Here is a 22,179-nt window from a genome sequence, read left to right as displayed (position 1 = left end):
TTAATACTCCAATATGTGCGCTGTATCTGTATCAGGCTCTGTTCCTGACAAAGTGAACCCCGCTGTGGTTTCAATCGTAACCGTCTCACCCGCGACTAACTCAAAACCTTTGAGACTCAACACCCCTGTATTACTTGCAGGCGCTTTGATAATTATCCCTTTACGGTTGGCATTAGCGGGAACCGGCATTGGCAATTCACCAGAACGCCCAATGAGTTCGTTGCTAACTTCTACGCTTACAACCTGATTGGGTTCAAGGCGTACGCTCTGATTAGGTTCAAGACGTACTTCTGGCAGCTCGCTAACTTTCATACTTTGACCAGGCATCAATTCGATTGGCGGCATGGTTTGAATTTCTAACTTTTGCCCTTCAACTGGTGGGGTAAAATCCCCACGCCCATGCTCAAGTGAAAGGCTACCTTCACCACTAAGTAAGATGCGCCCCATTGGTTTTCCATAACGAAGAACCGAACCACTAGGCAAAGTAAATTCCTCGCCAGCATCATCTAATCGAACTGACAATTTGCCTTTATACGACTCAATAAAAAGCCAACTAGATTCTACGGTTAAGGGAACGACTTGCCCTTTTATTAGAGTGAGGTTCATTTTTTCACCGCCTTAAATAGAACAAAACCAAACACAAATACAATCACGGCCATAAGAACTAATTGCTGTTTATTGAGAGCGCTTTGTCCGTTGTCTTGTTTGAACTTGGCAAGTTCAGTTAGCTTGTCGAGGTTCTGTGTATTTTGAGCCGCTTGATTACCCGCAAGCCCTGCTATCATTTGAAGGTTTTCGCTATTACTTGAGCTGTATTCTTTGAGCGCACCATTGGCGAGCGCTAATGATTCATCGAGCGCGTCACCTGCAAAATCAAACGACTTAGCCACACTGCCATAATCGGTGGACGTGGCATTAATCGTTGAACCTTCAATACCACTCAGTGCAACGCCGAGGTTGTCACCGCTGATAGCATTTTGACTACTGGTATTCTTTGTACTGGTGCTATTGCTTGAACTGGATTTACCACCCATGCACTACACCTCCCATCGTAATAATTGGTGACGGTCTCGCTCTATGCTTGAGACTTTTCCAAGCCGCTTTAATAAGCGCGCCACCAAAGGAAAATACGTTTTCGTGGTAATCGCTTTCAAACCGCTGCTTTTGACATAAGCTGCCAGTTCACGGGTCGCTTTCACTGCGCCAGTTCCCTGTACCGCCCACACAAAATAGCTATTGCCAAACACCTCACCTGCAACAGCAAGGTCATAGTTATCACCTTGAATCAGATAGATGCTAACAAGGCCATCGCTTATAGCTTGCTCCATTAACTCGAAGTCATCAGGACAAGCGCGAAAAGCAACTCGCAATCGCTCTTGTGTACTTTTTGAATGCGTTACCACTTGGATCATTTGAGTACCTTTAGGGCTACGATGACCAACACTGCGATAGCAAGAATGAGCCAAGGACTCACCCCACCACCCATGTTGATTCCACCAATTGATTGCCCCGACTGGTTACTACTTGTGGCTGTAGATGGTCCAGCGCTACCGCCCGTTAAACCACCACCGCCCGTTAAACTGGTCATTGCTCCAAACATATCAACCCATTTTCAGCCAGATAATCAGCGCAAGTATCACCACAATGATCCACGCTGATTTGTTGATTTCCTTGGCGGTCAAAAACCCAAGAGTTAAGCCCGCCACACCGAGGTAGAGAATTGGCATTATTTGCCCCCTTTGAGCGCAAACGCCAATCCGCCGAACACCACAAGCAACAACACCACAACAATGGCGATGGTCTGCCATTGAACACCGCTATTCGTATTCACGGGCTGTCCATTGGGTTGCTGATAGTCGTTATTGTTGGCGCGATTCTCGTCTGGACTGGCCGACTTAGCGCGTTCTAGCTCGTTATCCATCTTGATACCAAGCATATTGCCGCCAAAATCTCCCACCACATCGACAGCGCCACCAACAAGTTCACCCGCACCTTCAAGGATGCTGTCAAACCAACCGCCAGAACTGGCGGTGGCTTTCGGTTGGTCAGGTAAGGACATAGCCCACCCCCTTAGTTCGCTGTGATAACGCCTACTTGCTCAATCGCTTCAATCAACACAGACACGCTGCCCGTTTGAGACTTATCAAGCTCGAATTGAAGCTGCTTCATGGCATTAGTCGGCAAGCGACCTTCAACACCAAAACCAGTACGAACAAAATCAAGACTGAACCAATCTGGATTTTGTTCTAAGCCACAGATAGCGAGGTCGAATGCGTTGTCTGCTTTGTTGACGTTGATTTCTTCAACGCTATCGCGAAGAACACGAACGCGATCAATCGACGAGTCTTTGAAGTGAATACGCTTTAAGGACAGAAGCGGAGAACGCTCAGAAAAATCAAACGGAGTACGACCCGATGCACTGGCAAACCAAGACAAAGAGTAAATACGCGGTAAGTAAACACGCTGTGATTGAGCTTGTGTAGTATGAGAACGTGCACGGATGCTTGGCGCAGCTGTACCACCCGATTTTGGAGCTAACTGGATATACACAAACCAGATTTCACCTTGCAGGGTAACAAGCTCACCAGTGCGAACACCGCCTTTGGTGCGAAGCGTTAAATCTGCAAATGGGATGACATAGCGACCCGCTTGTGTGAACTGTTTGCGATGCTCCTGAAGGTCTACTAAATCTTGACCTGTTAGGTTGTACGTTTCCTTGCCGTTTAACGTGATACGTACACGCTCAATATCAGCAGGGTTAGTAATGTTCGTTACCAGTTCAATGGATTGGTATGTTGGACCACTAACCAAACGTAAGCTTGCTTGGTTGCCCCAATTAGCTCCTTCAACAGGGTCTAAATCGAGTGGACGTGGGTTAAATGGTGTATTCAGTAGTTCCATAATTTAAAACCACCCCGAATTACCATTGATTTGCTCTTTGAGAGGCTTGAGCGCGCCTACATTGTTGATTACCGCTAATGCCAACAGCACTAAGACGACTGTGATTAGCATGGCTTTATGACTTGCTTTCATGGTTTCCCCTGTTTCACAACGTTGGAAAGTTTTTAAGAGTCATTATCAAATCAGACAACCGAAACAAGGTCATGAGGTTTCAACCTATAGGTAGAACTTTTAACCTATAGGTTGAAATGAGAGAGGCATCACGAAGGGTTTAACGGTAATTGCGAGATAGGAGCTTCCCACTTTCACAGTTCAGAGCACCACGTTCTATGTTGCCAATCCCATCACGAACAATTAGGTATTCCGCGATCGCCTTGCCGATAAGACGTTTATTAACCTTGGAACTTTTAAGATCAGCGACTTCGTTTGAGTGAATGCCTTTTTGTTTGGCAACCCAATCCGCATCCACGCCAGAGTTCACCGCACCCAACCACCAAACCGAAGATTGATTAGTCACGGTTTTAGGTACTTCTTGCCCACGCTGAAAGATGGTGTGCACCACATGACCAAACTGACGGCCACCACGTAAAAGCTCACCTGTTTTCCCTTCTAGCTTTCCAGAGGTTTCCGCGCAACTTGCGAGTTCTTCAATCACCACATTCAGCTTAGTTTTATGACCATCCCCCAACGCCCAAGCTATCGCGCTAAAAGCTTCAAGTTCTGACATGCACGCTCCTTTGGGCGGGACATACGCAAGCTTAAACGAACAGCCAACACGACGACCATGCACTGCCGCTTTGATAAACTTGGCAAGGTCATCAAAGCCATGGCACATCTGGCCGTGAAACTTTTGTCCTGCGTAGTTTCGGTACGGGTCAAAGAACAAGACTTGCCCTTTTTTGGGTACCAACCCCATGAATTTCACGGCACTGGTTTTTCCGCTACCCGTACCACCTAAATAAACGGTGTGCTCGGCATCATGAGAGGGATTAGAGTTAATCGGATTTACGATTAGCGACATGCTTCGCCTCCTCTTCTTTCTGCATTTCTAGTGCGGTAATTTGTTTCTTAGAAGCCCACCACAAACCTAAAATCGCCAAGGTGAGCGTCATCAAATTCATGTAATCACCACAATGTTCAAGCAATGCGCCACCGTATTGTTTAGCAACAGGTCGAGCGGCATTGATAACGCTTTGTTTAGCGCGATCATCAAACTCAAAATCAATGTCTTTCATAATCGACACGGCTTGCTCAACAACCACTAACCCCGTTGTAACTAACGCATCCAATGCTTCACTAACATCGACTTCGGGTTCTTGTTCAGTGCTGCCACTCGGTTGGTTTTCGGTTGAAGTGTTCGATTGCAGCTCCGCAACGTACATATCAAGCTCAGCAAGGTTGTCAGCACTCATTTCAACGGTTGATTCATCCATTGGCGTTACCCTCCTGCGTTGGTTTTGGCGTTGCCAATAAACGTTTAATGGTGAAGAGCAACACGAGAATCAAACCCAAACATGCTCCAACCTTGAGCAATTGCGGTTTAAGGCTTGGTTTTGGTGGTAGCACTTCGTCTTGGATTTCTTCGGTTGGGAGCGCTTGGTCTACCGTAGTCATTTCAGTTGAATCGGTATTGGTTTGCACTTCAATGACCGTTGGCTCATCTTCGGTTAGCTCAAGCTCAACGACTTCGGTTAGCACTGGCAGCTGAGCAACCGACTCTTGCATGTGATCACTGCAATAATCACTCACCGTTTTACTCATTGAACTATTACCGCAGCTCGGACACTTGTAATAAAGCAATCCAAGGTTGCGCCCGTTCTTAACGGTTTCGCCTGTATCAATCAGTTTTCCCTCGCCCACCATGTGAACGGTTGACGCTCGACTGCAGACAGGGCAAGACACATAGCCCCGCGTTGGATTCGGTGTTTTACTCATCAGTTTGCACCTCTTCAATAACATTACCCATTTGCTTTTGAAGCTGCTTTTTACGCTCTGAACGAATGATGCGGTTGGCTTTAGCGACAAGCTTTGCTTTGTCTACCAATTGAGGGTCAAGGCCAAGCTCAGTCAGAGGGTTGGCATTTCCCATCAAAAGCTTGGGTGCAAGCGTCAGTAGGTCACTTGGTGATAAGTCTTTGACTTTATCGAAGGCGGTTTCAAGCTCTTGCTCCAATCCATCAATAGTATCGAGGCGCTTTAGTTCTGCTTGGCATTCTTCTTTAGAAAGTGTGTTCATGGTGTTCCTCTGTCTCACGACGTTGTTTAGTGTTTAGCCCCTGATTCACATCGTTGGCAATGGTTTAATACACAATCAGACGATTATTTTTGAAACTGATATTCGTGTATTTATCTATTTGGACTTTTGCTCCCCGCATTAACGGTGAGATTAAGCATTGGACTCCCTCCACGCTCCATCCGGTCACGCGTTGAAGATGTTCAACTAAGGGAGAGTTACAGTTATTTTCAGTGCTCCAAGGTGAGACGCTCCGCGCCTCTTGAAGACGCTTCACGTCTTTTTTCTTAACGAGCGAATAGCACTCGCTAGACGTCTCTATAAGACGACCGAGCCAAGAAAAGCCGATCACCTTTTTGGTTGTTTCACCGTATTGGTTTTGTTTTGATTGGTAGGCAACTTTTGCACTATCAGCCAATTGGCAGAACAGCGACCACTTCGAAGAATCTGCCGCTTGGCGCAGCTCTTCGAGCTTTGGGTCTATCATGGTCTGTTCCGGTTTTGCCCTGCGTAGATTTCGCCAAAGAGAAACAGGCTTACCACCAAATTGCTGAAATTGACGGATTCGGTGAGTGGAAGCCCAAGCACGAGCACGATAAGCAGATTCTTCACCCTCATGCTCTGGCATGTGCTTTCCATTGATGTTCTTCGATACGTATTTGGCAATGTAGGCAGTCGCCCCGCCCTTTTTAGGATCAGCCTCTTTCACATCAAAACGAGGCGAAATATCAGAACCTAGTTCGAACGTATCCTCAGAGATAGCGCACGACTCTAAGGTTTCGATAATGAAGTCTTTATCGTCAGGTGAACAAAACAAAAAATAGTGAGCATGACTGGTTGCGTCCTTGTGTGGTTCTGCCACTCGAAAACCAAAATAATGAATCTCTTCTTTAGCTATGAGCGCTCGACCTAACGCCCATTGCTGCATAAGTACTTGGTGACCATCTTTGATACTCGCACCATTCCACTTTTTAGAGACTCGGTGGTATTTACTCGGTAACGTCCAAGTAATAAAGAGCGCGGTATAACCTAAGTCTTGAGCCAACTCTTCAAAACCACGAGATCGCACCATCATTTCAATACGACGGTTTTCTGGATTCGCAGTCGTTCGCTTGACCACATCCTCAAGATTGAAAGAATCGCCCGTCTCGTTATTCATCACTGCCATAGTTTCAAGGAACGCTTTAGCGTCACGCTGTTTCTGTTTCCAGTTGGCAAATGACAACGCACTGATCACCGGTGACTGATGTTTCCCCTCACCAACTCGCTCAAGCGTGATTTGTGAATACTCAATGTATTGCGCTCGGAGGTGTAACAAGCGTCCCTCTATCCAAGATTCAGATTGCATCTTGAGCACAGCTACCTGTAGGTCTTGTTCTAACTCTTCCGGTTTCTTATCGCGCTTTTTAAGATTCACTTGTGGCGCGTTAACATGAATCGTTTTTAGTTCAGCTTTCTGCAATTGGTAAACATGCTCTATCGCATCTAAAAAGCTTTTGAATACTTCGGGTTGGCTTTCTTCGGTAAGCAGTAACGCACACTTATCAGCGAACTTTTTTGCTAGTTCACTAACGGCATCATCACGCATCAAAATGTTGTGGCTTAACGGTTGAGTTCGAGTCTTGGCGCGACTATCAACAAACGGGAATTTGTCTTCAATGAAGTGCGCTCTTTTTAGCCCAAATTTAACGGCATCTTCTGCCGCTAGTATCAGATTTTCTTTGGTAGGGTTTTGACGTTGTTTACGCTTGGCTATTTTGCGCTTCACATCGTTACGCACGATTTTAGGCAAGCGAGGAAAGAAGCGTTTAGTGAACGCAGAGTAACGAGGGAGTTCCCCTGCGTCACTTTTCGCTTCCATGTTAGCAAGTGCTGCTGTCATCGCTTGTTCGTTCATTACAGCCCCGTACACGAATGATTTGTGCAAACGTAATTCATCGGTCTAGCTTTACGCTTTGAACGCTTCGATAAACCATGTTTTTCACGTAACTGCTCTATCAAATGAATAGAGCGTTCGCGTAGTTCCGGTTTTGGGTCAACCATGCCAAGCATATCGGGGCAAGGTAGGTGGATAGGGTCAGATACCTGCATGTCTATTCCTCCAAGCTTTCCAACAGCTCTGTAGCTTCGACTAGTTGCTCATAGATTGGGTGCAGAAATTCAAACTCTGGTGAAGATGGGCTTAGCCAAGACAAGCGACCTTTCACGATCATGAAAAGCTCTTTAGCTTCACTCGAATGAGAAAAATCAACGTTAATGCTATGAATCGGTGTCTTTACATTATTCATGCTCAATCCTCTATCCGTTTACTGATAGCCAATCTTGCTTGGCTTCCGCATGACGCTTATCAATGTATGCAGCCAAATCTTCAATCTTGACCAACGAGGGGCTACGTTCTGAATCACGCAACTTAAAAGTAGGAACGGGGAAGTCGCAGCCTTTGGCTTTTTGTTCTGCCGTCTTTGGAGTGATGCCAAAAAACTCTTGGCTGATCTGTTTAAGTTCAACAGTCGGGTTTTCAAATCGCGCAAGTAAAGCAAATCTTGTGTTCATAATTCCTCCATGTAGTACACTTGAGGTAACTGTAACCAATTCACAATTCCTCAGAGTTCCTCAAAGTCGATTTGAGTTAATTATGAGGCATTACTTTTTGATTTCAACACCTTTTTGAAGAACCGAGGCAATAATGAGCGAGTTTGAGTTAAGTTTGAGGAAGCTAAAGGAGGTTACGAACACCTCTACGAATGCAGAGCTAGCAAAGGTTTTAGAGATATCTCCAAAGACGATTTATACGTGGAGAGAGCGTCAAAACATCCCTGAAAAAATATTCCTCAAAGCTAGACAGCTATCACAAAAGGCCGTCAGTTTGCCTACTGGTTATCTTGAGCTTAAGTTTTTCGATATTGAGGTGAGTGCTGGACAAGGCACGCTTGTTGAAAAAGAAGAAGAATCTAGCGCAATGGTTTTCAGTGAGAAATTCATTAGGCAAGAGCTTGGCTTTAACCCAAACAATATCTTCCTGATGCCCGTTCGCGGTGACAGCATGATCCCAACTCTTAAGAATCAAAGCGTTGTAATGGTGAACCGTGTTGATGGTTTTTCTACTGATGGGATTTACGTATTCAGATATGACAATCGATTGATGGTGAAGAGACTTCAATTTCTACCAAACGGAATCAAGGTAGTCAGTGACAATAGTGCTTATGAAGCATGGGAACTTGGAAAAGAAGAGATTAAAGGTAACGACTTCGAGATCATCGGTGAGGTGGTTTGGTCAGGGCAGAGAATGTAAATGAAAGAACACAATATCTACTTTGATCCGGATACTAGCTTCTTCGAGCTTAAGATAGTTAGATTAACCGCAATCAGCTTCATCTCCATTTTCCTTCTCGTTTGTGGAATTATTATTCACCAGTCGAGCCTTTGGGGTGAGTGGAACTTTACATACTTTGGCTTCAATAACCTTTTAGATTACTTCAAAGTGCCACTAGGTTTTCTTGCTCTTATGATTCCGGTTGGTGCTGTATTCGCTGCAAACCATCGCTCAGAGCAGACAAAAAAACAAATAGCACTAACACACAAGCAAAACTTATTTACTAACTACTACAAGCACATTGAAGAATTCCAAAAATTTACCGAAAAAAGATTAGAACCTGTTCTTGAACATAAAGCATTTGATAAATTAAAAAAACTTGAGACTAACGCCTTTGATATTCGCCAATATCACAAAGCATTGTTTCCAGAGTTACTTCACACAGGAGATATCAAGATCAATAAATTGTTGATTGGAAAGCTTGAAGCGCACTTTGACATTCCGACACTGATGAAATCAGAAAAAGTGGATTCCCTAAGCGAGATTAGCCTGTTTCTCTTATATCGTATTTCAGACCTAGCCCCAATACTCACAAATCATCACCTAAGCTTAGGTAAGATAATGCTTGATGGAGCTAACCTAAAGAACATTTTAATTAGAGACTATAAGCACACTCAATTAAAACTACTCGGAAAGAAAGAGTGCGAGCAAATTATAATAAAAGGCCACTGCTATTCAATCATCGACTCAATTGAACGTATCCATGCAATTTTAAAAGTGGTCGATACGTGTGCAAGATTTGATACTTCTTACGAGACGATGCACTGCCTTGAAATGATGGAACGATTAAAAGCAACACTTAGGATAGGACGCATGAATCAACTCAAAGTGGATCCCGAGATTGGATTAACAAAAGTATTCACATTAGATCTTTTCTCTGATGATGAAGTGCCGAACAATACCCCTTACACACTCCCTGAAAATCGAGTGTGCCACAAAACTCTTGAAGGCTGCATAAAATTCAGTATTAACGATTTAACAGAGCAGTACGTAAAAGGTACGGATGACTCACTGGCAAACCAAGTAATTGCTTAAAAGTGAGTCCAATCGAGCATTGGAGCGACGGATAAGCGGGATGATGGGTGCATATTAGATACCTCTTAGAAATTCAACGATATAGCTCATAGCACACCGCTTTATGTGTTAGCTGTTCTTATACTGAGAGAATGAACGATCACCCTCTGCTCAACATAAGGCGGGGGATTATACAGCCCTACCAGCATTGCTTCAATCATAAGCAGGCTTGGCACATTCCCTTTCATCCCTGGTCTAATTGCCAAATCATGAGTTCCTAAATGGTCTCGATAATTTCTATCTACACTAATGTCACTGGCACAATCGCAGTACCACTAACTAACTAACTAACTAACTAACTAACTAACTAACAAGATAAAGCATTAATAGCGGCAGCTTTAACCTTTTCTCTCAACCAGGCAACTGATGAGTCAAGGTTTCTAGCTTTTGACCAATACACACACACCTCAACTTTCTGCTCTAAAAAATTGTTATCTAAAATTTTCAGATTAAATACGTCCAAATTATCAGCTGCCATTTTACGAGTGAAAATAGCTAGGTTATCGCTGTCTTGAACGGAAGATAGTAACCCCCAATAACTCGCAACTTGTCTTTTCACTTTACGTTTTTGCAAAAGTTGGACACTAGAGGGCCGTAAGCTCTCAAAAAAACTGTGATTACCAGAGATACTTGAAAGTGTAACGTGCTGATGTTCTAGAAACTCACTCTCGCTTATTAGGCTTGCAGGAAATGCAGGATGATTTTTCCGACAAACAACAACTAACTCATCGTCATAAATCCTGTGAGAATGTATTGATGGTTCAGTTTCGGAAGAGCCTTCAATTGAGAGATCAATCGAGCTTAGTCTTAGCATATCCTTGGTTTCTTTTGTACTGTGGTTATCAACTAAAATCGTAACATTCGGAGCTTCACTTTCAACCACCTTAAAAAGCTCAGGTATTAAAGTGTGCTCAAATAGACTGATGGTTGATATTTTAAATACACGCTTACTCAAACTAGGATCAAATCGGGTCCTCGTCGCTGATAGTGCATCTAACTTTAAAATTGCATCAGCAATATCTGGGTAAATTTCCAACGCAAATGCTGTCGGTCTAACGCCTAGCTTCTCCCTAACAAAAAGTGGATCATTATAAATATCTCGCAATTTTGAAATACTTTGACTCACCGATGGCTGAGTTATCCCTAACCGCTTCGCTGCCTTAGTATATTTTCTCTCTTCTACGACCGCAGCAAAAATAGCTAACAAGTAGTACTCATTAAAGTTCATACGCGTTACTGATATAAATATTATTATATTTTATGGTATCAGTGATTTACCTTTAAAAAGTAGACTTTATACGCCTTTCCCCTACTACACCGCACTGATTTAGTTAAATAATTGATGCTCTGTTTTATTACACCATGCTCTGTGACATCAATATCAAAAGCGACACATCAAAGTTCACAAACTGAAGTTCTATCGACTAGATATAAATTCACTTATATCTGATAGTGCCAATTTTTACCCTAAAAAACGTAGACTTCGCGATCTTATTAAGTGATTACATTTCATTTAAATCCAGCCAAACCAAACACTAAGGCTCACCTACGAAGGACGTAAGAGTAATGAAAAAAATCAGCTTGCTGGCAGCGGCAGTTTCAATGGCGTTAACGGGTTGTGGGAGCGATGACTCAAACTCTTCACCAACACCAACACCAACACCACAGTTCACAATCACAGCCATTGATGGCTACCTAAATAATGCCGAAGTTTACATTGGAGATAACTGTGACTCGTTTGTAGGTAGAACCAACTCAAGCGGCCAACTAACACTCGAGCTTACGGATGAAATTGTTGATCAAAAGGTGTGCATTAAAGCCATTGCAAATGAAACGATTGATATGACCCGCGGCGTTGTTGTTGATGAATTTACCCTTGCGGCTCCTTCAGTAGCAGAAAGTGCTGACGAACCTGTGGTTGTCAGTCCAATGACTAACCTCGTTGTTGAACAAATTGAGCATGCCGAAGAAAATGGCGCCGAAATGACTCAAGAAGAAGCAGAACAAGCTGTTGTTGAATCTTTCAATACCAATGATGATGTGGTTTATACCTCTGAAGATATCTTTGGCGATTACGTTGCAGTGGCTGAAGGCGAAGGTGAAGAAGCAGAAAAAGCTAAAGCGGTCAACGTTGTTGGTGAAACGTTAGTTGACAATGACGATGTGCTTGACGTCGAAGAGCAGCTAAATGTTGTTTCAGATATTTCACAAGAAACGTCAGACATTATTGCCGATGAGACCCAAGAACTAAGTGATGATTATTCTCCGATTGTTCATACTGGTGAAAACGGCTATCAAGGTATTGAGACTAACCATCGCCCAAGCGTTAATCTGGAATTCTCGCAACCAGAAGGATTTGAGCTAGGCGAATCAGTCAGTTACGATCTCTCCGCACTATTTTCTGATCAAGATACTAGTGATGTTCTGACCTATTCAGTTGATGCACAAGACAAAGCTGGAGCACTCATTGAGGGCTCAACTCTCACGATCACGCCAACGGAAGCTGGTGATCACATTGTATTGGCCTATGCCTCTGACGGTGTTTCTCGCTCTTACCCGTTGTTCATTGAAGTTGAGACATTGACACCAAATACTGCGCCAGTATTGAATGAGAAAAATACCGTACAGTCCGACCTTGATACCTTAAATCTAACGGCAACCCAAAGTGTTGATGAACGTGTATCGATTAACGACTTGTTTATCGATGCAGATAACGACGAACTGACTTACGCAGTAACAGACCTCACAGGGAATGGTTTGAGTATCAACGCTGATAACGAAAGCGCTGAGCTGCATATTATTGGAACACCAGAACAAGAAGGTACATTTACATTTAACGTAACTGCTAATGATGGACATCACCCTTCAGTAAGCGCCACCCTTAATCTAGATGTTTCGGAAGCGCCGAATACAATTCCTGTATTAAACGAAAGAGAGCAACAGCGCATAGCAGATGAGCTAACAGAACTTAATTTGCAGGTTGGTAAAGCTGTGAATAGCAATATTAGTCTCGACCAACTGTTTAGTGATGATGATACATTAACCCTGACAGCGCAAAACACTATCGAAGGTGTTAGTACAATAATGCATGGGACAACTCTTTCACTAATAGGCACTCCTACGACTCAAGGTAATGCTGATCTCGATATTTCTGCTGATGATGGTGTGCATGACCTAGTATTGGCCGAATTTGATGTACCGGTGGCAGAAGAGGACTCTTCAGAACCTACAGACCCAGTAGTACCCGCTCCAACCCCTCGTTTTGAAGAGAAGCATTTTATTGGCGGTGAGTGGCGCATGGGTGAGATTGGTGAAGATGAGCATGACCTAGAGATGGGTTGGGCTTCATTGATGAAAGACCAAGATCAGCACTACTTCTGCTGGGAGAAAAGCAAGGATATTAAGACTCCTGAAGAACTTGCTGAACTAGAGTTGCCTGAAAATAAAACACTTGTTATCGATCCAAATAGCGAGCATTGCTGGCCTATTGAAATCCAGTCGGATGGCACATTACTTGGTGACGGAGAGACCTACACACCTGTTTATACATCAGAAAACAATGGTGACTACCAAATTGTTTATGAACTTGAAGGTGGTTTGTATTGGTTAGACTCTACTCAAGATTTGCCATTCAGCGCGATGCTACCTGTCCCAGATATGGATCAAACATTCTATCAAAGCATTGATTGGGAAAACGACTCTGATGTAGCACTACGCTTACGCAGTGCAAACTTCACAGTTAATCAACAAAATATTTATGCTGCAGACGTGACAAAGTCAGGAATCTTTACTGCTCGTGAGTTAGAAGCCTATGATGATGATTTATTGCCAATGGTTTGGACTGGTACTTGGGAAATTTCAACGTCAGATGATGGTAAAGAGCTATTGACCTACAAAGGAATGAACTTTGCCGACTACGAACAACAATATATGCGCCAATTTAATGATGGTGAATTACGAATTCTTGTTGCTCAGCATGGAGATGAAGACGGAGAAAAGGTAGATATCGTTCTCGAATCACCCGATGAATCATTATTGCGTAGTATCAATGCGGTATGGGACCCAAGCTCAACACAACCTAAGCCAACGCCAACATTACCAGAGATCCTTGACCCAAGCTTACTTGATGGCAAAACGTTCTATATGACTGAATACGGTTCATCTACTGGGGATGGGGAGTCTTTAGAGCATAGCGTTGTATGGTGTGATGCGGTCAAATTTGAAGATGGAATTTACTACTGGAATAAACGTAATCCATCAAACCATACCACTTGCCCCACAGATGCTGACTTGATTGAAAGCGGTACATATACCATTGATGGTGAAAACTCTGTAATGGTTGTTCAAGCTGGCATTTACTCAACAATTTATACCGTGATTGGAGATGCTAGTGACCTTTCATCTGGCGCTCTATCAGTCATTGCTCATGGCTCTCGCAAAACTCACTTTACAGATAAAAGTGCGGTAGAAGAGCGCCTAAATGCTCAATCAAGCTCAAATAATCAAACTGAAAACACTTTTGATTTTTACTTACCTACAGAACAAGAATACGTGTCTCAGGTCGGTCAGGTTAGTATCCGTTTGACTAACAATCGCGCCATCATTGAGTTTGAAAACGCAATGAATGGTGATGCTGTTACCTGTGAAACTCTTGAAGATCATTTTGAGAACTTTTGGTTAAGCGACGGTGCTGATGCTAGTTATTGGTGGGGTTGGGGAAGCAACCAGTGCTTCGACGATGCGATGGGCAATGCTTCAATTATCTTTCCCCATAACCTGACGTTAAATCCAAATAGTGTTTATAGCTTTATTGGCCGGTCGGATAGCCGTTACCAAGAATCTGTAAAATACAATACCCGCTGGGATAGCACCCTGTTAAATTAACCATTTTTACTAACGCTATTTTATGTAAGGCCCAACATTTATTGGGCCTTTTAAGATCACAACAGTACATTTGTCTCGATAATCTAATATTTAATATCCGAGTAGAACACACATTTCACATCAATAGACGTCACACAATATGAACTTTGTCTCTCATTTTTTATAAACACATTCACCAGATCTCTAATTCAGCCTCATTAATCAGTTATGCCTTGAGTCACACTGTCATTTTGAGTTACCTTGTCTTATTCAAAGTCGTGGGTCACAATACGCTCTGTACCTGACTTTAATAGAAATCATTGGCTCCCAAAACGTAGTAACCTAGAAATAGGGTTTGAATAGGGATGTCCGATTGAATGGTGAAAAATTTGGACCACACATTAATAGAGCAAGTTGAAGGGATATGCGCATCTCGAGGCGTTAGATTAACACCTCAGAGAAAGCGAGTGTTTGAGCTCATTTTCTCTAATAAAAAAGCCTCCAGTGCTTATGAATTATTAGAGCAGTTGAAAGTCAGTGAACCGCAAGCCAAGCCTCCTACAGTTTATCGTGCTTTGGATTTCTTGTTGGAACAAGGTTTCATTCACCGAGTTGAATCAACCAATAGCTTCATATGTTGCTGTTCTTGCAATGCAAACAAACATTTCTCCCAACTACTGATCTGCGATAAATGTGGCACTGTGATAGAATTGCAAGACGATGCGCTTGTCACTCTACTCGCTAGTAACGCTGAGAAGCATGGCTTTCAATTGACCAATCATGTCATTGAATCGCATGGCATTTGCCAATCTTGCTCCTCCGAAATGAAAGAATAAGATTATAGAAGAACATTATGCGCGCTGAATTTGTAAACCCGTTTTTAGCTTCTTTGATGAATGTACTAAAAACGATGGCTTCTCTTGAATTGAAGCCACAAAAACCAAGAGTTAAGAAAGATGAGATCGCTCGTGGTGATGTATCCGGCCTAATTGGTATGGTTGGCACACAATCTCGTGGCTCAATGTCTATCACTTTTGATGAAGGTCTTGCCCTAGAAATCATGGAAAACATGTTGGGTGAACGACCAAATGGCTTGAACGAAGAAGTGACCGATATGGTGGGTGAAATCACTAATATGGTGACTGGTGGTGCAAAACGTATTCTTGCAGAAAGCGGCTTTGATTTCGACATGGCAACGCCAATCGTCGTATCAGGCAAAGGCCACACCATTCGTCATAAGTGTGAAGGTGCTATTATCATCATGCCTTTCACATCTCAGTGGGGTAACGCCTTCATCGAGATCTGTTTCGAATAGAGACAATCGAGTAAATAAAAAACGAAAGGCTGACGTACATACGTCAGCCTTTTTTATTGCCGTAAAACCAACGGACATAAAAAACGCCAACCGAAAGGTTGGCGTTTACAGTTATTACTTGGTGTTACTTAAACAGTCTTAAGCTTTCAGCGCTTTAAATGCGTTGATTAGACCGTTAGTTGAGCTGTCGTGAGATGTTACTTGAGCATCGTCAGCAAGCTCTGGAAGAATTTGGTTTGCTAGTTGCTTACCAAGTTCTACACCCCATTGGTCGAAGCTGAAGATGTTCCAGATAACGCCTTGAACGAAGATCTTGTGCTCGTACATCGCGATTAGGTTACCTAAAGAGCGAGGGTTGATTTGCTTAACAAGAATAGAGTTCGTTGGACGGTTACCTTCAAATACTTTGAAAGGTACAAGCTCAGCCACTTCTTCAGCTGTTTTGCCAGCCGCTAGGAATTCAGCTTCCACTGTCTCTTTTGTCTTACCGAATGCTAGTGCTTCAGTTTGAGCAAAGAAGTTAGACATTAGCTTCTGGTGATGATCAGATGCTGGGTTGTGACTGATAGCAGGAGCAATAAAGTCTGATGGGATCAGCTTAGTGCCTTGGTGAATCAGTTGGTAGAAAGCGTGTTGGCCGTTAGTACCAGGTTCACCCCAGATGATAGGACCTGTTTGGTATTCTACTGGGTTGCCTTCACGGTCAACAAACTTACCGTTTGATTCCATGTTACCTTGCTGGAAGTAAGCAGCAAAACGGTGCATGTACTGATCGTAAGGTAGAATCGCTTCTGACTCAGCGCCATGGAAATTGTTGTACCAAACACCAATAAGAGCAAGGATCACTGGAATATTGCTTTCAAACTCAGTTGAAGCAAAGTGGTTATCCATCTCGTGTGCGCCATCTAGTAGCTCAGCGAAGTTATCGAAGCCGATAGAAAGAGAGATAGAAAGACCGATTGCAGACCATAGTGAGTAACGACCACCAACCCAGTCCCAGAATTCGAACATGTTGTCAGTATCAATACCAAACTCAGCAACTGAAGTTGCGTTAGTTGATAGCGCTGCGAAGTGCTTAGCTACGTGTGCGTCATCACCCGCTTCAGCCAGGAACCAATCACGAGCAGAGTGTGCATTCGTCATTGTTTCTTGAGTCGTAAATGTCTTAGATGCTACTAGGAACAACGTTGTTTCTGGGTTAAGAGGCTTAAGTGTCTCAACAATGTGAGTGCCATCTACGTTAGAAACGAAGTGCATGTTCAGGCGAGTTTTGTATGGCGTAAGTGCTTCAGTCACCATGTATGGACCAAGGTCCGAACCGCCGATACCGATGTTAACTACATCTGTGATCTCTTTACCTGTGTAACCTTTCCACTCACCAGAAACGATGCGGTGCGTGAACAGTTCCATTTTTGCTAGTACTGCGTTCACTGCTGGCATTACGTCTTTGCCATCAACCATTACTGGGTTGTCGCTACGGTTACGTAGAGCAGTGTGAAGTACTGAACGACCTTCAGTCTTGTTGATTGCATCACCGCCGAACATTGCTTCGATTGCAGACTTAACTTCAGTCTCGTTCGCAAGAGCAAATAGGTGCTGCATCGTTTCAGCATCGATAAGGTTCTTAGAGTAATCCACTAAGATGTCAGAACCGAAACGAGTAGAAAAGCTCTCGAAACGCTTTGCATCTTGAGCAAACAGCTCTTTCATATCCATATCTTGAGCAGACTCAAAATGTGCAGTTAGAGCTTTCCACGCTTGTGTTTGCGTTGGGTTGATATTTTTCAACATGGTATCTATCCCGATGTTACTGTAGGTTTTATTCTAAACGTCACCTGGATGATGAATAGAACCCCCGATTAGGCGAAAGTTTATATTTTTCTGTGATGACCAAACCGCGTCACCACTGAAAGATTCTTTGTAATTTTTTTTCACGACGTATTATGCCGCATATGAAGAGCTGTACCTTGAGATAAATCAGGATTCGATTTCCTGATACAAGAATCGGTACAGACTCTAGCTCTAACATAATTAAATGTGAGCGATACCTGATAAATTCAAGTTCAAAAGATAGCGTTAAACCACTTTTTTTCCAAATACATTATAAAGGATGGCGTATGTGGATTCAGAAGACTATACACCTAAATGCACGAAAGCGTGGATTTCATCTCATTACTGATGAAATTGAACAACAGATACACGATATCAATTCTCTATCTGTTGGTTTATTACATCTTTTTATCCAACATACCTCTGCCAGTCTCACGCTAAACGAGAACGCTGATCCTACCGTCCGTACCGATATGGAATCACACTTTAATAAGTTTGTACCTGAGCGAGCACCCTACTACAGACACACCTATGAAGGCGATGATGACATGCCAGCTCACATTAAAGCATCGACACTTGGCACCAGTGTGACAATACCAATTAGCAATGCTCGTTTAGCTTTAGGAACATGGCAGGGCATTTACTTAGGAGAGCACCGAGATTGTGGTGGAAGCCGTACGGTTATTGCGACCATTCAAGGTGAATAACCTTAAGTAGCCAGCTATAAAACATTATTAAAAACATAATGATAGAAAACAAAAAAGGGTGACACAGTTATGTGCCACCCTTTAAAAACATGAGATATTCGAGTTAGTAAACCAGATTAGAAAGGCTGGTTTATCATGACCCTAAAGGTCCCTTCATCACCACCTCGAGCTAACTCAGCACGAACAACAATACCCTCTACTTGGAAACGAACCGCGCCGCCTAGGCTCCATTTCATATCCGAGTGCAGTGTTTTTATATCGTACTCATCCGCAACGCGCCCGACTTCGGCAAACGCGACCCATTGCCACCAAGGCAAATCGTAGTAGTTAATCAGTGGGATATCACCCAAAGGTTGCCAGTCAGGAATCACTCGGTACTCAGCAGAGTAATGAACCGCAGAACGTCCGTGGTAGCGACCTCCGGTATAGCCTCGTAAGCGATATAAACCACCCAATCGAGCTTGTTCAGTTTCCGGTGGACGAGCACAATCTTGCCCAGAGCAGTTATCCCAGGTTGGTGTATCAGCAGTATAGAAATCGAGTGCCACGACTTGTTGGTCGAACAGGTCACCTAAAGGGCCTAATGCGAAGTACTGACTGTTTTGGAACGTCCACTTCAACCATAAATCATCGTTAGACCAGCTTTCTGCGCCGGTCGTGAATTCAAGATTAGTATGAGAGCCCGTGGTTGGGTTACGTGTGCTATCACGGTTATCCCAATCCAATGCCAGACTAAAGCCTGTCGCCTCTTCAGTATTATTTAAACCTTCTAGCTCACGTGCCGTATAAAAAGGCGTAAAGATAATCGAGCTGACACCCGACTCGACGGGCGAAGCAAAACTCACATCTTTGATTGGCTGAAAAGCCCCTAACAAGCCATGTTCTGCAACATTGCCCCAAGGTAGCAAATACTTGAATTCAAACTGATAGTTTTGCTCTAAGCCATCGGCAATGGTTTTATCATCAATAGATGAATCGTTATCGCCTTGAGAGCCAATGTAATAAGGATTGTCGTTGAAGCGCGCTTGGTACATCTGAGTACTGAACAAAACATTCTCAGACAAAGCGTAGTTAAAGGCCGATAGAAAACCGACATAACTGTCTTTGTCTGAATAGAGTGCCATACCAAACAGAGCGGCTTGAGGTTGCCAAACGCCCTTTGCGACACCCGCAACCCCAAAGGTATTGCCCAAAGTTTCAGTACTAAAATAGAAAGGGACAAAGGCTGAATCTTTTTCTTCGCTCAAGACAGAAGAAGAAAAGCTGACACTGGCTAACGCCAAGACTGACGTTAGCCAGTGTCGAGTAGTTCGCTTGAACATCATTTAGTTTACAAGATCCATAGCTACTTCACATACTCCATCGCAACACGTGAAGTCAGCTTAGTGACTAACTCGTACGCGATAGTGCCGATATGTTCTGCTACTTCTTCTGAAGGTAAATCTTTACCCCATAATGTCGCTTCATCACCGACTTTATCTGCAGCATCAGGGCCAAGGTCAACCGTTAGCATGTCCATTGACACACGTCCTGCGATCGGTACTTTTCGTCCATTAACGAACACTGGAGTGCCGTTAGGAGCCATGCGTGGATAACCATCACCGTAACCAATCGCGATCACGCCAACCTTGGTATCACGTTCACTGGTCCAGTTAGCGCCATAGCCAACGCTTTCACCCGCTTTAACATCACGAACCGCAATCAGATGTGAGGTCAGAGTCATCACAGGCTTAAAGCCAAGTTCTTGCGCCGATTTATCAGCAAAAGGCGAAACACCGTAAGAGATGATTCCCGGACGAACCCAATCAAGGTGGCTATTAGGCCAAGCCAATAGACCCGCAGAGGCAGCAAGTGAACGCTCACCTTCACAGCCGTCAGTGAGAGATAAGAAAAGCTCAGTCTGTTCAACGGTGGTTGCTCTATCAAGTTCATCAGCACAACCAAAGTGGCTCATGTAACGTAGAGGTTTGGCAACATTCGCACATTGATGCAAACGCTCAACAAAGTTTTGGTATTGCTCAGGGCGAACACCTAATCGGTGCATGCCACTGTCGACTTTAAGCCATACCACAACGGGTGTTTCCAAATCTGCATTCTCTAGCGCGCTTAATTGCTCTTCACAATGCACCACGGTTTGAATGTTATTGGTCACCAGGATGGGTAAATCACCCGAAGAGTAAAACCCTTCCAGCAACAAAATGGGTTTAACAATGCCACCAGCTCGCAGTTGTAAGGCTTCTTCAATACGCGCCACACCAAAAGCATCTGAGTTCTTAGAGTGCTTGGCGATATGCAGTAAGCCGTGCCCGTAGCCATTCGCTTTCACAACCGACATAACTTTACACTGTGGAGCCTTCGACTTTATCTGGTTCAAGTTATGTTCGAGCGCGTTTAAGTCAATGCTTGCTGTCGCTGCTTTCATGTAAGTCATTAGCGATTACTCATCATCAAATGCAGGGCCTGCATAGTTATCAAATCGGGAGTGTTGACCTTGGAATGTCAAACGAACGGAACCGATAGGACCGTTACGTTGCTTACCAAGGATGATCTCTGCGATGCCTTTCAGTGAACTGTCTGGGTTATAAACCTCATCACGATAGATAAACATGATCAAATCGGCATCTTGCTCGATAGAACCTGATTCACGCAAATCCGAGTTTACTGGGCGCTTATCAGCACGTTGCTCTAGGGAACGGTTAAGCTGAGAAAGTGCGACAACCGGAACGTTCAGTTCTTTCGCCAACGCTTTCAATGAGCGAGAAATCTCGGCAATTTCAAGAGTACGGTTATCTGATAATGAAGGAACGCGCATTAATTGAAGGTAATCTATCATGATCATAGAGATACCATCATGCTCACGAGCAATACGTCGAGCACGCGAACGCACCTCTGTTGGTGTTAAGCCCGAGCTGTCATCGATATACATATTCTTCTTATCCATCAGAATACCCATACTCGACGAAATACGCGCCCAATCTTCATCGTCTAATTGACCGGTACGAATCTTGGTTTGGTCGACACGAGAAAGTGACGCTAACATACGCATCATCAGCTGTTCAGCTGGCATCTCTAGAGAGAAGATTAACACTGGCTTATCTTGCTTCATCGCCGCGTTTTCACACAAGTTCATCGCAAAAGTGGTTTTACCCATCGATGGACGTGCAGCAACAATGATTAAGTCAGAACCCTGTAGGCCTGCTGTCTTCTTGTTAAGGTCGTTAAAGCCAGTATCGACACCAGTAACACCATCTTGTGGCGATTTATATAGGATCTCGATACGTTCTAGCGTCTTCTCGAGAATGCTATCAACGTTTTGTGGGCCTTCGTTTTCACTTGCTCGGCCTTCTGCAATCGCGAAGACTTTACTTTCAGCAAGATCAACCAGCTCTTCCGATGTACGACCTTGAGGGTCATAACCAGAATCCGCGATCTCATTCGCCACACCGATCAAGCTACGAACCAGTGCTCGCTGTGCCACGATATCTGCATACGCATTAATGTTAGCGGCACTGGGTGTGTTTTTGGCTAAGTCAGCAAGGTAAGCAAAGCCACCTACGTCTTCTAGCTGCTCACGAAGCTCTAAATGTTCAGAGAGTGTAATCAGGTCCAGAGGAGAACTTTCTTCAAGGATATCCTTTACCGCTTCAAAGATCAGACGGTGAGGACGGCTATAAAAGTCTTTGGCCACAACCTTTTCAGCAACTGTATCCCAGCGTTCGTTATCCAATAACAAACCGCCAATAACAGATTGCTCAGCTTCTAATGAATGTGGTGGGACTTTGATGGCGTCCACCTGATCGTTGGCTGATTTCTGACTTTTGGTATCCACTATGACTACACTCAATAACTAATAATGATCGTTCATTATACCCAAGAACACTCA

27 protein-coding genes are annotated in these 22,179 nt (G+C 43.7%); 6 read left to right on the top strand and 21 right to left on the bottom strand.

Annotated elements, in window-relative coordinates; genetic code table 11:
* The 16 genes from NX845_RS21845 to NX845_RS21770 form a co-directional block, all read right to left on the bottom strand.
* Entirely contained in the window at nucleotides 1-606 is a 606-nt protein-coding gene (locus NX845_RS21845) for a hypothetical protein (RefSeq protein ID WP_260257142.1), read from the bottom strand.
* Entirely contained in the window at nucleotides 603-1,034 is a 432-nt protein-coding gene (locus NX845_RS21840) for a hypothetical protein (protein ID WP_017080092.1), read from the bottom strand. Before NX845_RS21840 ends, NX845_RS21845 begins: the two co-directional genes overlap by 4 nt.
* 3 nt (nucleotides 1,035-1,037) lie before the next feature.
* Nucleotides 1,038-1,412 (bottom strand): DNAase, encoded by a 375-nt coding sequence (locus NX845_RS21835; protein ID WP_102360657.1) that lies wholly within the window; start codon nucleotides 1,410-1,412, stop codon nucleotides 1,038-1,040.
* Nucleotides 1,409-1,600 carry a hypothetical protein gene (locus NX845_RS21830; RefSeq protein WP_017055737.1) on the bottom strand — a complete coding sequence of 64 codons (192 nt, stop codon included), beginning with the start codon at nucleotides 1,598-1,600 and terminating at the stop codon, nucleotides 1,409-1,411. Before NX845_RS21830 ends, NX845_RS21835 begins: the two co-directional genes overlap by 4 nt.
* 1 nt (nucleotide 1,601) lies before the next feature.
* The gene (locus tag NX845_RS21825) at nucleotides 1,602-1,727 is read right to left on the bottom strand and encodes a hypothetical protein (RefSeq protein WP_017055736.1); all 126 of its coding nucleotides are present in this window, start codon (nucleotides 1,725-1,727) and stop codon (nucleotides 1,602-1,604) included.
* Nucleotides 1,727-2,059 carry a hypothetical protein gene (locus NX845_RS21820; protein WP_260257141.1) on the bottom strand — a complete coding sequence of 111 codons (333 nt, stop codon included), beginning with the start codon at nucleotides 2,057-2,059 and terminating at the stop codon, nucleotides 1,727-1,729. Before NX845_RS21820 ends, NX845_RS21825 begins: the two co-directional genes overlap by 1 nt.
* 11 nt (nucleotides 2,060-2,070) lie before the next feature.
* Nucleotides 2,071-2,901 carry a major capsid protein P2 gene (locus tag NX845_RS21815; protein WP_017055734.1) on the bottom strand — a complete coding sequence of 277 codons (831 nt, stop codon included), beginning with the start codon at nucleotides 2,899-2,901 and terminating at the stop codon, nucleotides 2,071-2,073.
* 3 nt (nucleotides 2,902-2,904) lie between these two features.
* The gene (locus NX845_RS21810; protein ID WP_017055733.1) at nucleotides 2,905-3,033 is read right to left on the bottom strand and encodes a hypothetical protein; all 129 of its coding nucleotides are present in this window, start codon (nucleotides 3,031-3,033) and stop codon (nucleotides 2,905-2,907) included.
* A 139-nt stretch (nucleotides 3,034-3,172) separates the two neighbouring features.
* Nucleotides 3,173-3,922 carry a hypothetical protein gene (locus NX845_RS21805; RefSeq protein ID WP_260257140.1) on the bottom strand — a complete coding sequence of 250 codons (750 nt, stop codon included), beginning with the start codon at nucleotides 3,920-3,922 and terminating at the stop codon, nucleotides 3,173-3,175.
* Nucleotides 3,897-4,334, bottom strand: a complete 438-nt coding sequence (locus NX845_RS21800; protein WP_076669134.1) for a hypothetical protein — start codon at nucleotides 4,332-4,334, stop codon at nucleotides 3,897-3,899. The genes NX845_RS21805 and NX845_RS21800 overlap by 26 nt, the downstream gene beginning before the upstream one ends.
* Complete coding sequence (locus NX845_RS21795) at nucleotides 4,327-4,836, bottom strand: hypothetical protein (protein ID WP_260257139.1); 510 nt, start codon at nucleotides 4,834-4,836, stop codon at nucleotides 4,327-4,329. Before NX845_RS21795 ends, NX845_RS21800 begins: the two co-directional genes overlap by 8 nt.
* Complete coding sequence (locus NX845_RS21790) at nucleotides 4,829-5,137, bottom strand: hypothetical protein (RefSeq protein WP_102314969.1); 309 nt, start codon at nucleotides 5,135-5,137, stop codon at nucleotides 4,829-4,831. The genes NX845_RS21795 and NX845_RS21790 overlap by 8 nt, the downstream gene beginning before the upstream one ends.
* A gap of 64 nt (nucleotides 5,138-5,201) precedes the next feature.
* Complete coding sequence (locus tag NX845_RS21785) at nucleotides 5,202-7,031, bottom strand: replication endonuclease (protein WP_260257138.1); 1,830 nt, start codon at nucleotides 7,029-7,031, stop codon at nucleotides 5,202-5,204.
* Nucleotides 7,031-7,225 carry a hypothetical protein gene (locus NX845_RS21780; protein ID WP_048662771.1) on the bottom strand — a complete coding sequence of 65 codons (195 nt, stop codon included), beginning with the start codon at nucleotides 7,223-7,225 and terminating at the stop codon, nucleotides 7,031-7,033. The genes NX845_RS21785 and NX845_RS21780 overlap by 1 nt, the downstream gene beginning before the upstream one ends.
* A gap of 2 nt (nucleotides 7,226-7,227) precedes the next feature.
* The gene (locus tag NX845_RS21775) at nucleotides 7,228-7,422 is read right to left on the bottom strand and encodes a hypothetical protein (protein ID WP_248395473.1); all 195 of its coding nucleotides are present in this window, start codon (nucleotides 7,420-7,422) and stop codon (nucleotides 7,228-7,230) included.
* Nucleotides 7,423-7,432: 10 nt separating this feature from the next.
* On the bottom strand, nucleotides 7,433-7,687 hold the full coding sequence (locus NX845_RS21770) for a pyocin activator PrtN family protein (protein WP_016783608.1): 255 nt from the start codon (nucleotides 7,685-7,687) through the stop codon (nucleotides 7,433-7,435).
* A gap of 133 nt (nucleotides 7,688-7,820) precedes the next feature.
* Between NX845_RS21770 and NX845_RS21765 the strand changes: the two genes are divergently transcribed.
* Complete coding sequence (locus tag NX845_RS21765; protein WP_048667338.1) at nucleotides 7,821-8,426, top strand: S24 family peptidase; 606 nt, start codon at nucleotides 7,821-7,823, stop codon at nucleotides 8,424-8,426.
* The gene (locus NX845_RS21760; protein WP_260257137.1) at nucleotides 8,427-9,542 is read left to right on the top strand and encodes a hypothetical protein; all 1,116 of its coding nucleotides are present in this window, start codon (nucleotides 8,427-8,429) and stop codon (nucleotides 9,540-9,542) included.
* Between the two features lie 346 nt (nucleotides 9,543-9,888).
* On the opposite strand, the gene NX845_RS21755 is transcribed toward NX845_RS21760, so the two are convergent.
* Complete coding sequence (locus NX845_RS21755) at nucleotides 9,889-10,809, bottom strand: LysR family transcriptional regulator (RefSeq protein WP_108092292.1); 921 nt, start codon at nucleotides 10,807-10,809, stop codon at nucleotides 9,889-9,891.
* A 338-nt stretch (nucleotides 10,810-11,147) separates the two neighbouring features.
* Between NX845_RS21755 and NX845_RS21750 the strand changes: the two genes are divergently transcribed.
* From NX845_RS21750 to NX845_RS21740, 3 genes are all read left to right on the top strand, one after another.
* Nucleotides 11,148-14,465, top strand: a complete 3,318-nt coding sequence (locus tag NX845_RS21750) for a putative Ig domain-containing protein (RefSeq protein WP_260257136.1) — start codon at nucleotides 11,148-11,150, stop codon at nucleotides 14,463-14,465.
* A 356-nt stretch (nucleotides 14,466-14,821) separates the two neighbouring features.
* Nucleotides 14,822-15,280, top strand: a complete 459-nt coding sequence (gene zur, locus NX845_RS21745; RefSeq protein WP_017078243.1) for a zinc uptake transcriptional repressor Zur — start codon at nucleotides 14,822-14,824, stop codon at nucleotides 15,278-15,280.
* A 17-nt stretch (nucleotides 15,281-15,297) separates the two neighbouring features.
* The gene (locus NX845_RS21740) at nucleotides 15,298-15,759 is read left to right on the top strand and encodes a chemotaxis protein CheX (RefSeq protein ID WP_004735847.1); all 462 of its coding nucleotides are present in this window, start codon (nucleotides 15,298-15,300) and stop codon (nucleotides 15,757-15,759) included.
* A gap of 138 nt (nucleotides 15,760-15,897) precedes the next feature.
* Here NX845_RS21740 and pgi read toward each other — a convergent pair whose 3' ends face one another.
* On the bottom strand, nucleotides 15,898-17,550 hold the full coding sequence (pgi, locus tag NX845_RS21735; RefSeq protein WP_004735848.1) for a glucose-6-phosphate isomerase: 1,653 nt from the start codon (nucleotides 17,548-17,550) through the stop codon (nucleotides 15,898-15,900).
* Between the two features lie 326 nt (nucleotides 17,551-17,876).
* Here pgi and NX845_RS21730 point away from each other — a divergent pair, with 326 nt between their 5' ends.
* Entirely contained in the window at nucleotides 17,877-18,296 is a 420-nt protein-coding gene (locus NX845_RS21730) for a secondary thiamine-phosphate synthase enzyme YjbQ (RefSeq protein ID WP_017078242.1), read from the top strand.
* Nucleotides 18,297-18,412: 116 nt separating this feature from the next.
* On the opposite strand, the gene NX845_RS21725 is transcribed toward NX845_RS21730, so the two are convergent.
* From NX845_RS21725 to NX845_RS21715, 3 genes are read right to left on the bottom strand one after another with little or no spacing between them, the layout of a single operon-like run.
* On the bottom strand, nucleotides 18,413-19,618 hold the full coding sequence (locus NX845_RS21725) for a BamA/TamA family outer membrane protein (RefSeq protein WP_102447833.1): 1,206 nt from the start codon (nucleotides 19,616-19,618) through the stop codon (nucleotides 18,413-18,415).
* A gap of 23 nt (nucleotides 19,619-19,641) precedes the next feature.
* Nucleotides 19,642-20,727 carry an alanine racemase gene (alr, locus tag NX845_RS21720; protein ID WP_017080826.1) on the bottom strand — a complete coding sequence of 362 codons (1,086 nt, stop codon included), beginning with the start codon at nucleotides 20,725-20,727 and terminating at the stop codon, nucleotides 19,642-19,644.
* A gap of 6 nt (nucleotides 20,728-20,733) precedes the next feature.
* A complete protein-coding gene (locus tag NX845_RS21715; RefSeq protein ID WP_004735852.1) occupies nucleotides 20,734-22,125 on the bottom strand; it encodes a replicative DNA helicase in 1,392 nt (463 codons plus the stop codon).
* Nucleotides 22,126-22,179: the final 54 nt, after the last annotated feature.

Source organism: Vibrio sp. NC2 (genome assembly GCF_025195005.1).
In the GTDB taxonomy this organism is placed as follows: domain Bacteria; phylum Pseudomonadota; class Gammaproteobacteria; order Enterobacterales; family Vibrionaceae; genus Vibrio; species Vibrio splendidus.
The sequence above is the reverse complement of the archived record's forward strand: the minus strand, read 5'-3'. Positions and strand labels throughout refer to the sequence as shown.